The organism is Rhodopseudomonas sp. BR0G17 (assembly GCF_010907025.1).
Taxonomy (GTDB): Bacteria; Pseudomonadota; Alphaproteobacteria; order Rhizobiales; family Xanthobacteraceae; genus Rhodopseudomonas; species Rhodopseudomonas palustris_H.
The window spans coordinates 96981-110385 of the sequence record NZ_QUML01000011.1 but is presented as its reverse complement, the minus strand read 5'-3'; the positions used below and the strand labels follow the sequence as shown (position 1 = coordinate 110385).

Sequence of the window (13405 nt, the reverse complement as noted above, 5' to 3'; positions counted from 1 at the left end):
CTGCTCGCGGCCCTGCGCAAGCCGAGAATTAGTTCCCGCCAGTTAGTTATCAGTTCACCAGTCCGATGCCTGGTAGCAACCCCAGGGTGGTGCTTAACTCAACGTTCGCGTTTGCTCGTCAACGTGGCCGCGCCTGAGCTTTCGCATTTTCCCAGGAGGAGTTTTCCATGAGCCATAAGATGATCGCCGTGGCGGCGGCCGCCGCCGCGCTGGCGTTCGCTGCCGCTCCGGCGCTGGCCGGCGCCAGCAAGGACGATGCCGTTGCGATGGTTAAAAAGGCCGTCGAGGCGATCAAGGCCGACGGCGCCGAGAAGGCCTATGTGGTGATCAGCGACAAGGCCGGCCCGTTCGTGAAGGACGACCTCTACGTCGTGGTCTATCAGCTCGACGGCAAGGTCCTGGCGCACGGCGCCAATGCCAAGTTTATCGGCAAGGACATGATCGACGCGCAGGACGTCGACGGCAAGCTCTACGTCAAAGAGCGCGTCGAGATGGCCGCCAAGCAGCCGTCATTCTGGCAGGACTACAAATTCGTCAATCCGGTCAGCAAAAAAGTCGAGCCCAAGGAAATGTACTGCGAACGGCTCGACAACACCGCGGTCTGCGCCGGCGTCTACAAACTGTGACGGCGGCACGTATCGCCCCCGCTCGCTGCTGAACTGAAATCAGGACGTTGCTGATGGGAAGCTGGATCAAACACCTCGGACTGTCGTGGAAGGTCCAGCTCGCTCCCGCATTCCTCGTTCTGGTGATGATCGGCGTCGGCGCGTTCGCGCTGGTGTCGCTACGCGATAATCAGCAGAACGTCGACAAGCTGGTGTCGGGTCCGGTGCGGCTCTCCGAGCTTGCCTCCGACCTCAACAACGCCGCCTGGACTGCGCACGCCAAGCTGTACCGGATGGCGGCTACCGCCGCCAATGAGAGCGATGCGGCCAAGCTCACCAAGGTGATGAAGGAAACCACCGCGGCGTTGGCGCAGATCCCGACCTCGCTCGGCGAAGTCGAGAAGGCGCTCGGCGCCGACGCGGCCAAGCCGCCGTTCCAGAAACTCAAGGCTGCGGTCGCCGGCTATCAGAAGCAGGCCAAGAACGCGGTCGAGATGGCCGATGGCGACGCCGGCTCGGCCTTGCTGTTCATCAAGAGCGCCGAGAAGAGTTTTACCGATATCGATTCGCTGGTCAGCGACCTGATCCTGTCGACCAACGACAGCCGGGATCGCGAGATCGCCCACACCGGCATCGCGCTCGAACGCGAGCAATGGATGCTCGGCGGCATCGTGGCAGCCGCCGCGCTGGTCGGCATCGCGTTCTCGTTCCTAATCGGCCGCGGTATCGCCCGCCCGGTGGTGGCGATGTCCGGCGCAATGCACGATCTCGCGGCCGGCAATTTCGAGGTGCAGTTGCCGGGGCTGGACCGCGGCGACGAGGTCGGCCAGATGGCGCGCGCCGTCGAGGATTTCAAAGTGCAGGCGGTGGCCAAGGCCGAGCGTGAGCAGGCCGAGCGCCAGCGCCAGGAGCAGATCGCTGCCGAAGCCCGCCGCGCCGAACTGCATCAGCTCGCCGATGGTTTCGAAGCTGCGGTCGGGCAGATCGTCGAGCAGGTCGGCGTCGCCTCGCAGGCGCTGGAGGTGTCCGCCGGCGCCCTCGCCAAGGGCAGCGCCGAGACCCAGCAGCTCGCCACCATGGTGGCGGCAGCCTCATCGCAGACCTCCACCAATGTGCAGTCAGTGGCGTCGGCCACCGAGCAGATGTCGGCTTCGGTCGAAGAGATCGGCCGCCAGGTCAGCGAGTCGCGCAAGATCGCGGACGAAGCGGTGCAGCAGGCCGAACAGACCGACGCGCGGATCGCCAAGCTGGCGCAGGCCGCCAACCGCATCGGTGACGTCACCCAGCTGATCACCACCATCGCCGGGCAGACCAATCTACTGGCGCTCAACGCCACCATCGAGTCGGCCCGTGCGGGCGAGGCGGGGCGTGGCTTCGCGGTGGTGGCGCAGGAGGTCAAGGCGCTAGCGGAGCAGACCGCAAAAGCTACCGACGAAATCAGCGCGCAGATTGCCGAGATGCAGGCCGCGACCCGAGAGTCGGTGGACGCCATCAAGGAGATCGGCGGCACCATCGGCAAGATCGCGCATATCTCCTCGACCATCGCCGCGTCGGTGGGCGAGCAGGGCAGCGCCACCCAGGAGATCGCCCGCAGCGTGCAGCAGGCGGCGATCGGCACCAATCAGGTTGCGGCCAGTATCGGCAACGTCAATCGCGGCGCCGCCGACACCGGTGCGGCCTCGGACGAGGTGCTGACCTCGGCGCAGTTGCTGTCCCACGAAAACAACCGGCTGCGCGCCGAGGTGGCTAAATTTCTCGCAACCGTGCGGGTCGCCTGACGCGGACGCCTTTGCTACCCTCCGGCCCGAGCTGCGCTCGCAGCACCGTGCCGGGGACGCCATGATCTATCGCCACAGCATCGGCAACGTCTCGTTCGTGTTCGAAGATTTGCGCGACCTGCTCGCCAAGGCGAGCCCGCCGCGCTCCGGCGATCGCCTCGCCGGCATCGCCGCCGATAGCGCCGAGCAGATGGTGGCGGCGCGGATGGCGCTGGCGGACCTGCCGCTGCGGCAATTCCTGTCCGAGATGGTGATCCCATACGAGGCCGACGAGGTGACACGGCTGATCGCCGACCGTCACGACGCCGCGGCGTTCGCACCTGTGGCCTCACTCACCGTCGGCGGCTTTCGTGACTGGCTGCTGTCGGATGCCGCAACCCCGGCGGTGCTGGCCGCGCTGGCGCCGGGCCTGACACCCGAAATGGTCGCCGCGGTGTCGAAGCTGATGCGCAATCAGGACCTGATCCTGGTGGCGAAGAAGTGCAGCGTGGTCACTCGCTTCCGCAACACCATCGGGCTGCCGGGACGGATGAGTGTGCGGCTGCAGCCCAACCATCCGTTCGACGATGCCCGCGGCATCACTGCGTCCATTCTGGACGGCCTGCTGCTCGGCGCCGGCGACGCCTGCATCGGCATCAATCCGGCGAGCGACGATCCGGCAGTGCTCGGCCAGCTGGTGCGGCTGCTCGACGACGTCATTACGCACCTGGCGATTCCGACCCAGGGCTGCGTGCTCACGCATGTCACCACGACGCTGCGCCTGATCGAGCAGGGCGCGCCGGTCGACCTGACGTTCCAGTCGATCGCCGGCACGGAAGCCGCCAATCGAAGCTTCGGCATTGATCTGGCATTGCTCGCCGAAGCCCATCAGGCGACGCTGGCGCAGAAGCGGGGTACGGTCGGCGACAACGTGATGTATTTCGAGACCGGGCAGGGCTCGGCGCTGTCGGCGAATGCGCATCATGGCGTCGATCAGCAGACCTGCGAGGCACGCGCCTATGCGGTGGCGCGGGCATTCTCGCCGCTGCTGGTCAACAGCGTGGTCGGCTTCATCGGCCCGGAATATCTGTACGACGGCAAGCAGATCGTGCGCGCGGGCCTGGAGGACCATTTCTGCGGCAAGCTGCTCGGCCTGCCGCTCGGGGTCGACATCTGCTACACCAACCATGCCGAAGCCGATCAGGACGACATGGACACGCTGCTTACGCTGCTCGCAGCGGCCGGCGTCAATTTCATCATGGGCGTGCCCGGCGCGGACGACGTGATGCTGAACTACCAGTCGACCTCGTTTCACGATGCGCTGTACGTCCGCGATTTGTTCGGCCTGAAGCGCGCGCCGGAATTCGACGACTGGCTGGTCCGCGCCGGTTTTGCCGGCCCTGATCACCGCCCGCTGACGGATGGTGCCCTGCTGCCGGAGATCGCAGCGCGGCTGATCGCCTGATCGCGCGCCGTCGTCCAGAACCCGCCAAAGAAACGCTGGCCGCTTCGCTGCGACCGTGATTAGATCGCGCATCACGGCCGCGATCGGGCGGGATTTTTGCAGCCGTGGGGAACCGGTCGCGAGTCGCGCAGTTGTATTGAACTTGCCGTTTTTGGGCCGGTGGTCGAACCGTGCGTGCGGTCACCGCAACCAACTCGGACAGCGTGACGTTCGCGGGGAAAGTTCGATGAAGGCCGAATCCGGGCAGACCAGTCGTCGTATTCTGTGTGTCTTCCCGCGCTACACCAAGTCCTTCGGTACGTTTCAGCACTCCTATCCATTGATGGACAATGTCGCGGCCTTCATGCCGCCGCAGGGGCTGCTGGTGATCGCCGCCTATCTGCCGGACGAATGGTCGGTTCGCTTCATCGACGAGAACATCCGCCCCGCGACAGCAGACGATTTCGCCTGGGCCGACGCGGTGTTCGTCAGCGGCATGCATATCCAGCGACAGCAGATGAACGACATCTGCCGGCGCGCGCATGATTTCGACCTGCCGGTCGCGCTCGGCGGTCCCTCCGTCAGCGCCTGCCCCGACTACTATCCGAATTTCGACTATCTGCACGTCGGCGAACTCGGCGACGCGACCGATCAATTGATCGCCAGACTGGCCCACGACGTGACGCGGCCGAAGCGGCAGGTCGTGTTCACCACCGAAGACCGCCTCGACATGACGCTGTTTCCGATTCCGGCGTACGAACTGGCGGAATGCAACAAATACCTGCTCGGCAGCATCCAGTACTCATCCGGCTGTCCGTACCAGTGCGAATTTTGCGACATCCCCGGCCTGTACGGCCGCAACCCGCGGCTGAAAACGCCGGAGCAGATCATCACCGAGCTCGACCGCATGATCGAATGCGGCATCCGCGGCTCGGTGTATTTCGTCGACGACAATTTCATCGGCAACCGCAAGGCGGCGCTCGATCTGCTGCCGCATCTGGTCGAGTGGCAGAAGCGCACCGGCTTTCAGCTGCAGCTCGCCTGCGAGGCGACGCTGAATATTGCCAAGCGGCCCGAGATTCTCGAGCTGATGCGGGAGGCATATTTCTGCACGATATTCTGCGGCATCGAGACGCCGGACCCGACCGCGCTGAAGGCGATGCACAAGGACCACAACATGATGGTCCCTATCCTCGAAGGCGTGCGCACGATCTCAAGCTATGGCATCGAGGTGGTGTCGGGCATCATTCTCGGCCTCGACACCGACACGCCGGAGACCGGCGAGTTTCTGATGCAGTTCATCGAGCAGTCGCAGATCCCGCTGCTCACCATCAACCTGCTGCAGGCGCTGCCGAAGACGCCGCTGTGGGATCGCTTGGAGCGCGAAGGCCGGCTGGTCCACGACGACAACCGCGAATCCAACGTCGACTTCCTGCTGCCGCACGATCAGGTGGTGGCGATGTGGAAGGATTGCATGGCGCGGGCTTACGAGCCCGAGGCGCTGCTGAAACGCTACGAGTACCAGATTGCGCACGCTTACGCGACGCGGCTGCATCCGTCGACGCCGCAGCGGGCGTCGAAGGCCAATATCAAACGCGGCATGATCATGCTGCGCAACATCATCTGGCAGATCGGCATTCGCGGCGATTACAAGCTGGCGTTCTGGAAATTCGCGCTACGACGCTTGATCCGCGGCGACATCGAAAACCTGCTGCTGGTGATGGTGGTGGCGCATCATCTGATCATCTACGCGCGCGAAGCCTCGCGCGGTCACGCCAACGCCTCCAACTACTCGCTGCGCCTGCGCGAAGCGGCGGTGCCGGCGGAATAAGGACAACGATGAACTCACCCGCCACCCCGCCGCGTTCGCTGGCCGAGCTGCGCCGTTTGACCCCGGCCCGCGTCGCGCTCGGCCGCGCCGGCGCCAGCCTGCCGACCGAGGCGCTGCTGGATTTCACCCTGGCCCATGCCCGCGCTCGCGACGCGGTCCATGCCGGCTTCGATGCCGCGGCGATCGCCGCCGAGCTGCAGGCGCTGCGCTTGCCGACCCTGCAGGTGTCGAGCCGCGCCGCCGACCGGCGGGACTATCTGGCCCGGCCGGATCTCGGCCGGCAGCTCGACCCGGCCGCGCGCGATGTCCTGGCGGGAGCCCCGCCGGCGGGCGACGTTGCCTTGGTAATCGGCGACGGCTTGTCCCCGGTCGCGGTGGCGGCCCAGGCGACCGCGGTGGTGCGGCATCTGTTACCGCGGCTCGCTGCGGCCCGGATCGGGGTCGGGGCCGCGGTGGTGGCGACCGGCGCCCGGGTCGCGCTCGGGGACGAGATCGGCGCGGCGCTCGGTGCCCGGATGGTGGTTGTGCTGATCGGCGAGCGGCCGGGCCTGTCGGCGCCGGCCAGTCTCGGCGCTTATCTGACGTTCGGACCGTGCTCCGGCCTCACCGATGCCGACCGTAATTGCGTCTCGAATATCCACGCTTCCGGGATTTCGGCGGACGAGGCTGCTCACAAGATCGCCTGGTTGATCCGCGAAGGCTTGGTGCGGCAGGTGACCGGGGTGGCGCTGAAGGACGAGAGCGGCAGCCTGATGCCGGAACTGCCTCCACCGTGATCCCAAGCTGCCGGAAAACTCGCAACCGGACCGCGAATCTGGTGGATTCCGGTTCCCAGTCTCGATTCCGAAGGGCGGTCGGTCCGAGCCTGCGCACGTGGTGAATTGCTGCATGTCCCAACACCAGGATCCCGGGCGATGCGACGCTGTCGCATTCGTGCCGGGAAGTTTGGCTAGGACGAGCGATCGACAGGACGGAACAGCGCATGCTGGATAGAAACGTGAGCGACACCGAAGTCGCGGAATTGAAGCGACGGCGGGTTAGCATCGCTTTTGGTCTGGAGCGGCTGGGTCTGATCCCGCTGCGCGCGCCGGTGGTGTCATGCATCATCCTGCTGGCCCTCATCGTCGGCGCCGTGTTCGGCATCGAACGGATCAAGATCGACGACTCCCTGAGCCAACTGTTTCGCTCCGACACCAAGGAGTTCAAGCAGTACGAGGAGGTCACCAAGCGGTTTCCGTCGACCGAGTTCGACGTGCTGATGGTGGTCGAGGGCAAGGAGCTGCTGGCGCGCGAGAATCTGGAGAAGCTGCGCGACACCGTCACCGATCTGCAGCTGATCGATGGCGTCCGCGGCCTAATCTCGCTGTTCTCGGCGCGGCAGGCGCCCGAGCCGGGCAAGCTGCCGGCGGCGCTTTTCCCGTCGGACTTGCCGGAAGGCGAGGCCTACGATCAGTTCGTCCAGACGGTGAAGTCCAACGAGATCATTCGCGGCAAGCTGCTGTCGGAGGACGGCACGCTGGCCTTGGTCGTGCTGTCGCTCGATCCGAAGGTGGTGGCCGACAACACGCGGCTGCGCGCCACGATCGGTGAAATGCGCAAGGTGATGGCCGACGATCTCGAGGGCTCTGGCCTCAGCCGACAACTGTCCGGCGTGCCGGTGATGCAGCTCGAAATCCGCAACGCGGTCGAGCGCGACGGGCTGATCTACAACCTCGCCGGCATCCTGGCCGGCTGCGTCATCGCCATTCTGTTCTTCCGCAAGATCTCGTTCATGGTGGTGGCGGCGTTCCCGCCGCTGCTCGCGATCCTGCTGGCGCTCGGCGTGCTCGGCTGGGCCGGCTTCAGCCTCAACATGTTCCTCAACGTCATGACGCCGCTGATCATGGTGATCAGCTTCTCGGACTCGATGCAGCTGACCTTCGCGGCACGAGACCGGTTGATCGCTGGCGAGGACAAATACACTGCTTTCAAGAACGCCGTGCTGGTGGTCGGGCCGGCCTGCGTGCTGACCCACGCCACCGCCGGCATTTCGTTCATCGCGCTGCAGTTCTCCAATTCTGATCTGATCCGCGCATTCGGCGAGGCGGGCCTGCTCGCCACCGTACTGGCGCTGGTCGCGGTGCTGACGCTGGTGCCGGTGTTCGGCGTGCTGCTGGTGCGTCACGAGGAAGCCTTCGCGGCGAAATTCCAGAGCGCCGATCTCGGCGTCAACGCGCTGCGCCGGTTCTGCGCCTTCATCGCGGTGCGGATGGTCGGCCGGCCCGGCCTGTTCAGCCTGCTGGCGGTGCTGGTGGTCGGCGGCTTGGCGGTGATCTACGCCAACCTCGAGCCGCGCTATCGGCTGGCCGATCAGGTGCCGGACAAGGAGCAGGCGGTGCAAGCGAGCGACCGGCTCGACGCCAAGCTCACCGGTGCCAATCCGATCGACGTGCTGATCGAATTCCCCAAGGGGCAGTCGCTGTATTCGCCCGAGAGCCTGCAGATCATCTCCGAGGTTCATTCCACGGTCGAGAAGCAGGCCGGCGTCGGCAACGTCTGGTCTGTGGAAACGCTGCGCCGCTGGCTCGCCGAGAAGGCGCATACCACTAGCGTCGACACGCTGAAGGAATATGTCGACCTGCTGCCCGCCAATCTGGTGCGGCGCTTCATCGCCGAGGATCAGACTGCAGTGGTGGTGTCGGGACGCGTGCCTGATCTCGACTCCAGCGAAATCCTGCCGGTGGTGCAGAAGCTCGATCACGCCCTCGACAGCGTGCGGCAGAAGCATCCGGGCTACGAGGTCGCGGTCACCGGTCTGTCGGCAATCGCGGCGCGTAACAGCGCCGACATGATCTCCAAGCTCAACCACGGCCTCACCATCGAGTTCGCGCTGGTGGCGATCTTCATCGGGCTGGCCTTCCGGTCGGTGGTGGTGATGCTGGCCTGCATCCTGCCGGGCATCTTCCCGGTGGTGCTGTCGGGCACGCTGTTGTGGCTGATGGGAGAGGGGCTGCAATTCGCCAGCGTGGTCGCGCTGACGGTGTCGTTCGGCCTCGGCCTGTCCGCCACCATCCACTTCCTCAACCGGCTGCGGCTGGAGAGCCCACCCGGCGTCAGCGCCGGGCTCGCCGTCGAACGCGCCACCGTGCTGGTCGGTCCGGCCCTGATCCTCACCACCGTGGTGCTGGCCTGCGGCCTCGGCGTCACGGTGTTCTCGGACCTGCCGTCGCTGCGACTGTTCGGCTGGCTCAGCGCCTTCGCGATGGTGGCGGCACTGATCGCCGACCTGTTCATCCTGCGCCCGACCGCGATGTGGCTGATCAGCGTCGCGCACCGCCTGCGCGGCAAAGGTAACGCCGGCTCGGTGGTGTAGCGCACGACAAACGATCGGCTTGTCGAAAAGTAAAAGCCCTCCGGATCGGCCGATCCGGAGGGCTTTTTGTTGATGGAGCCGAACAGGGCGGTGATCAGCCGCGGGTCATCGAGATGTTGACGCCGCGGATTTCACCCTTCGAGCTGATCGCCACCGACTGCTTGTTGCCGTGCGTGGTCAGCGAAATGCTGGCGGCGAAGCCGGCTGCTTCGACGAATACTTCGATATGGCCACCGCCGGCCTTGCCCTGCAGGCTGCCGTTGACGTTGCGGCTGGCTTCGCTCCAGTTGCCGGAGATGCGGTCGCCGCTGCTGGTGACGTTGCTGGAGAGGTCGAACTTGTAGCTGTCGCTGGCGCAGCGCAGGGTCTGCACCAGTTCGTTGCCGCCGCCACCGACCCGGTAGGTCGCCTTGCAGCGGATCCGCTCCTTGGTGCCGTCGGACAGTGCCACGGTGCCGGTCCCCGACCATGCTCCTTCGAACCCGGCGAACGGTCCGGAATCTGCCAGCGCCGCCGATGCCGAGAACAGCATCGCGGCGCCGATCCCGGCCGCCTTCAACGCATGGATGGAGGAAGTGGTGGAACGAAGCAGGCTCATTCTGGCCATCCTTGGGAGATCGCGGGGGTGACGACGGTGGCGTCACGTCGCTGGTTAGTGTCTTCGCCTCGCGGCGGGTTCAAATCACATAGTAACGCTGCGCATGCACACCAGGGCGCGCGGCGCGTGGTGTTCCATCCGCGCTGCTCGCGGAACTATAATATTTGCATCAAATCGGCAACGTTTCGTGAAAAAGCGACAGGTATTCCGCGGCTTTGCGCCACTCGTCCGCGAAGGCGCGTGCGTCGGCACTAATTTGGCCGTATTTGTCACCTTGATCGACGCATCATACCGTTGTGCCGATCGTGTGCACCGCGACCCCTTCCAAGCGGCGCCGTAGATGTGATCGAGAACGGGTTTCGACCCCCAGCCACATATCGAAGGAAGACAATGCAAAAGACCTTGGTTGCGCTCGCGTTGCTGCTCGTTTCGATGTCCTCCGGCGCCAATGCCCAGCAACAGCAGCGCAGCGGCACCGAAGCCGAGCAGAAGGCCTGCTCGCGGGACGTGTCGCGTTTCTGCCGCTCCGTGATGGAGCAGAGCGATCTGGTGATCCTGTCCTGCCTGCAGCAGAATCGGGAGAAGATCAGCAAAGCCTGCAACCAGGTGTTGGTCAGCCACGGCCAGTGAGGCGGTGAGTCGGCATCCGCCGGGCCTGTTTCGGCCCGGTCTGGCGGCCGCGGCGGCGATCCGGGCGAAACTGCGGCCCGGACATCGTCCGTCAAGATCGTTGGTTTAGCCGGCGATTTCCCTTATATGGCGTCGCGAACGGTGCGCCCGGCCCGGCCGGGTGCGGCCGTTCGCTTTTTTTCGTGTTCAAACCAAGTGTTTAGCCAGTGCCGATGACGTCTGCGAGCGAGCTTCGATCGGGCAAGACCCACCGGGACGAGAATTTCCCGGTCGCGTCGTGGATCATCCATCCGCGGCACCGCGACCTGATTCTGGCGTTCTACAATTTCGTCCGGACCGCGGACGACATCGCCGATCACGAGATGCTCGATGCCGACACCAAGCTCGAATATCTCGATCTGCTCGAAGCCGAGCTGCTCGGCCGCGGCGAGACCCAGCCCGAGGCGGTGCATCTGCGCCGGGCGCTGGCCGAACGCGGCATGCCGCCGCGCCACGCCCTCGATCTGCTGACCGCATTCCGGATGGACGTCACCAAGCTGCGCTATGAGGATTGGGACGAGGTCATCCACTACTGCCGCTACTCGGCGATGCCGGTCGGCCGCTTCATGCTCGACGTCCACGGTGAAAGCACCGCGACGTGGCAGGCGTCCGACGCGCTGTGCGCGGGGCTTCAGATCAACAATCACCTGCAGGACTGCGGCAAGGACTATCGCACCCTCAATCGCGTGTATCTGCCGCGCGACGTGCTCGACGCCGCCGGCGCCAAGGTCGAAGACCTCGGCTTGCAGAAGTCGTCGCCGGCGCTGCTGAAGTGTCTGCAGGGTCTCGCGGTCCGCACCGCATCGCTGCTCGGCGATGGCCGGCCGCTCGCCGCAGAGATCAAGGACTATCGGCTCGGCCTCGAAGTTTCGGTGATCCAGGCCTACGCCGATCGCATCGTGCGGATGCTGCAGACCCGCGATCCGCTCAGCGAGCGCGTGCATCTGAAGCCGATCGAATTCGTCATCGCCAGCTTCGGCGCGATGAGCTCGGAGATCGTCCGTCGCAGCTTCGGAAAGGGGCCGGTGTCGCATCCGGCGCCGCGCGCATGACCGTTCACGCCACGCCAGAGCCGGCCGCGCATCAAGGCGTCGCGCTCGGCAGTTCGTTCTACGCCGCGATGCGCATCCTGCCGCGCCCGCAGCGCGAGGCGATGTTCCAGGTCTACAGCTTCTGCCGCTTCGTCGACGACATCGCCGATTCCGATCGGCCGCGCGAGCAGCGGGTCGCCGAGCTGCAGCAATGGCGCGACGACATCGCGGCGCTGTATCGCGGCGCACCGCCGCCGCGGCTTGCCGACTATCAGGAGTCGCTGCGCACCTTCGGGCTGAAGCGCGAGGATTTCGAAGCGATCATCGACGGCATGGAAATGGATGTCGACGCCGACATCCGCGCGCCCGATGAAGCGACGCTCGATCTGTACTGCGATCGCGTCGCCAGCGCGGTGGGGCGGCTGTCGGTGCGCATTTTCGGTCTGCCGGAGGGCGACGGCATCGAGCTGTCGCATCATCTCGGCCGCGCGCTGCAGCTCACCAACATCCTGCGCGACATCGACGAGGATGCCGGCATCGGCCGGCTGTATCTGCCGAGCGAGCTGCTGCACAAGGCTGGTATCACCGCCACCGATCCGCGCGTGGTCGCGGCGCATCCGGCGCTGCCGAGCGTCTGCGCGCCGCTGGTCCAGCGCGCGCTTGCGCATTTCGCCGCCGCCGACAAGGTGATGAACCGCAATCCCCGCCGGGTGGTGAAGGCTCCCCGCATCATGGGCAAGTACTACTACTCGATCTTGCAGCTTCTGATCGCGCGCGGTTTCGCAGCGCCGCGCGCCCCGGTGAAGCTCGGCAAGGCTTCGAAGATCGCCATCCTGCTGCAATACGCGATCGTGTGATGTCGAAAACAGTTCACGTCATTGGTGCGGGAATCTCCGGTCTTGCGGCCGCGATCCGGCTTGCCCGCGCCGGTCTCACCGTCCAGGTTCACGAAGCGATGCAGCAGGCCGGCGGCCGCTGCCGCTCGTATTTCGATGCCCAGACCGGGCTCGTCATCGACAACGGCAATCACCTGCTGCTGTCCGGCAACCAGGCCGCGTGCGACTACGCGCGCACGATCGGCACCGAGGCCGGCCTTGTCGGTCCCGCGAGTGCCGAGTTCGACTTCATCGATCTGCCGGCCAATGCGCGCTGGCGGCTGAAGCTCGGCAGCGGCAAGCTGCCGCTGTGGCTGTTCGATGCCAAGAGCCGCGTGCCGGATACCTCGATCGGCGATTACCTCGGCCTGATGCCGCTATTGTGGGCGCCGACCACCAAGCTGATCGGCGACACCATCAACTGCTCGGGCCCGCTATACGATCGCCTGGTGGCGCCGCTGTTGCTCGCCGCGCTCAATGTCGATCCGCCGGAAGGCTCGGCCGGTCTCGCCGGCGCGGTGGTGCGCGAGACGCTGCTGGCCGGCGGCAAGGCCTGCCGGCCGCTGATCGCCCGCGACGGCCTGTCGGCCGTGCTGGTCGAGCCGGCGGTGGCGCAGCTCGCCGCCACCGGTCCCGGGGTGCGGTTCGGCCACGAGTTGCGGGCGCTGACGATGTCGGGCGACCGCGTCGGCGCGCTGCAGTTCGGCGGCGAGGATGTCGTCACCCTCGGCCCGGATGATGTGGTGGTGCTGGCGGTGCCGCCGCGCCCGGCCGCCTCGCTGCTGCCCGGCCTGAAGACGCCGCAGGAATACCGCGCCATCGTGAATGCGCATTTCAACTATGCGCCGCCGCCCGGCATGCCGGCCCTGACCGGGGTGATCGGCGGGGTGGTGGAGTGGCTGTTCGCGTTCCCGAACCGGCTGTCCGTCACCATCAGCAACGGCGACCGGCTGGTCGATGCCCCGCGCGAGCAGCTGGCGACCGAAGTTTGGGGCGAAATCTGCAAGATCGCGGGGATCTCGGCCAATCTGCCGCCGTGGCAAATTGTCCGCGAGCGCCGGGCGACGTTCGCGGCTACACCGGCGCAGAACGCCCTGCGCCCCGGGCCGGTCACCCAGTGGAGAAACCTATATCTCGCAGGCGATTGGACTGATACGGGGTTACCGGCGACCATCGAAGGATCGGTCCGGTCCGGCAACCGTGCCGCGGACCTGGTATTGGCCGCCGGGCGCACCTGATCCGG

The 13405-nt window shown here is 65.8% G+C and carries 11 protein-coding genes; 10 read left to right on the top strand and 1 reads right to left on the bottom strand.

Annotation, left to right across the window (positions count from 1 at the left end):
• Window positions 1–167 precede the first annotated feature (167 nt).
• From DY467_RS11195 to DY467_RS11170, 6 genes are all read left to right on the top strand, one after another.
• Window positions 168–626, top strand: a complete 459-nt coding sequence (locus tag DY467_RS11195; RefSeq protein ID WP_107345493.1) for a cache domain-containing protein — start codon at window positions 168–170, stop codon at window positions 624–626.
• A gap of 53 nt (window positions 627–679) precedes the next feature.
• Complete coding sequence (locus tag DY467_RS11190) at window positions 680–2383, top strand: methyl-accepting chemotaxis protein (protein ID WP_107356510.1); 1704 nt, start codon at window positions 680–682, stop codon at window positions 2381–2383.
• Between the two features lie 61 nt (window positions 2384–2444).
• The gene (locus tag DY467_RS11185; RefSeq protein ID WP_164636046.1) at window positions 2445–3827 is read left to right on the top strand and encodes an ethanolamine ammonia-lyase subunit EutB; all 1383 of its coding nucleotides are present in this window, start codon (window positions 2445–2447) and stop codon (window positions 3825–3827) included.
• Between the two features lie 226 nt (window positions 3828–4053).
• Window positions 4054–5637 carry a hopanoid C-2 methylase gene (hpnP, locus tag DY467_RS11180; protein WP_164636044.1) on the top strand — a complete coding sequence of 528 codons (1584 nt, stop codon included), beginning with the start codon at window positions 4054–4056 and terminating at the stop codon, window positions 5635–5637.
• An 8-nt stretch (window positions 5638–5645) separates the two neighbouring features.
• Complete coding sequence (gene eutC, locus DY467_RS11175; RefSeq protein WP_164636042.1) at window positions 5646–6413, top strand: ethanolamine ammonia-lyase subunit EutC; 768 nt, start codon at window positions 5646–5648, stop codon at window positions 6411–6413.
• Window positions 6414–6619: 206 nt separating this feature from the next.
• On the top strand, window positions 6620–8989 hold the full coding sequence (locus tag DY467_RS11170) for an efflux RND transporter permease subunit (protein ID WP_164636040.1): 2370 nt from the start codon (window positions 6620–6622) through the stop codon (window positions 8987–8989).
• 94 nt (window positions 8990–9083) lie between these two features.
• Here the strand turns inward: DY467_RS11170 and DY467_RS11165 are convergent, their stop codons facing one another.
• Entirely contained in the window at window positions 9084–9587 is a 504-nt protein-coding gene (locus tag DY467_RS11165; RefSeq protein WP_164636038.1) for a hypothetical protein, read from the bottom strand.
• A 390-nt stretch (window positions 9588–9977) separates the two neighbouring features.
• Here DY467_RS11165 and DY467_RS11160 point away from each other — a divergent pair, with 390 nt between their 5' ends.
• The 4 genes from DY467_RS11160 (at window position 9978) to hpnE (ending at window position 13400) form a co-directional block, all read left to right on the top strand.
• Entirely contained in the window at window positions 9978–10217 is a 240-nt protein-coding gene (locus DY467_RS11160) for a hypothetical protein (protein ID WP_011159282.1), read from the top strand.
• A gap of 212 nt (window positions 10218–10429) precedes the next feature.
• A complete protein-coding gene (hpnC, locus tag DY467_RS11155) occupies window positions 10430–11308 on the top strand; it encodes a squalene synthase HpnC (protein WP_164636035.1) in 879 nt (292 codons plus the stop codon).
• Window positions 11305–12144, top strand: coding sequence for a presqualene diphosphate synthase HpnD (hpnD, locus tag DY467_RS11150; protein WP_164636033.1), 840 nt, complete (start codon window positions 11305–11307; stop codon window positions 12142–12144). Before hpnC ends, hpnD begins: the two co-directional genes overlap by 4 nt.
• The gene (gene hpnE, locus DY467_RS11145; RefSeq protein WP_164636032.1) at window positions 12144–13400 is read left to right on the top strand and encodes a hydroxysqualene dehydroxylase HpnE; all 1257 of its coding nucleotides are present in this window, start codon (window positions 12144–12146) and stop codon (window positions 13398–13400) included. Before hpnD ends, hpnE begins: the two co-directional genes overlap by 1 nt.
• The last annotated feature ends 5 nt before the right edge of the window (window positions 13401–13405 follow it).

Bases quoted from the DNA above. Each gene is read 5' to 3' on its own strand.
- DY467_RS11165 (WP_164636038.1), bottom strand. From the start codon at position 9,587: ATGAGCCTGCTTCGTTCCACCACTTCCTCCATCCATGCGTTGAAGGCG.
- hpnC (WP_164636035.1), top strand. From the start codon at position 10,430: ATGACGTCTGCGAGCGAGCTTCGATCGGGCAAGACCCACCGGGACGAG.
- DY467_RS11195 (WP_107345493.1), top strand. From the start codon at position 168: ATGAGCCATAAGATGATCGCCGTGGCGGCGGCCGCCGCCGCGCTGGCG.
- hpnD (WP_164636033.1), top strand. From the start codon at position 11,305: ATGACCGTTCACGCCACGCCAGAGCCGGCCGCGCATCAAGGCGTCGCG.
- eutC (WP_164636042.1), top strand. From the start codon at position 5,646: ATGAACTCACCCGCCACCCCGCCGCGTTCGCTGGCCGAGCTGCGCCGT.
- DY467_RS11160 (WP_011159282.1), top strand. From the start codon at position 9,978: ATGCAAAAGACCTTGGTTGCGCTCGCGTTGCTGCTCGTTTCGATGTCC.
- DY467_RS11185 (WP_164636046.1), top strand. From the start codon at position 2,445: ATGATCTATCGCCACAGCATCGGCAACGTCTCGTTCGTGTTCGAAGAT.
- hpnP (WP_164636044.1), top strand. From the start codon at position 4,054: ATGAAGGCCGAATCCGGGCAGACCAGTCGTCGTATTCTGTGTGTCTTC.
- DY467_RS11170 (WP_164636040.1), top strand. From the start codon at position 6,620: ATGCTGGATAGAAACGTGAGCGACACCGAAGTCGCGGAATTGAAGCGA.
- DY467_RS11190 (WP_107356510.1), top strand. From the start codon at position 680: ATGGGAAGCTGGATCAAACACCTCGGACTGTCGTGGAAGGTCCAGCTC.
- hpnE (WP_164636032.1), top strand. From the start codon at position 12,144: ATGTCGAAAACAGTTCACGTCATTGGTGCGGGAATCTCCGGTCTTGCG.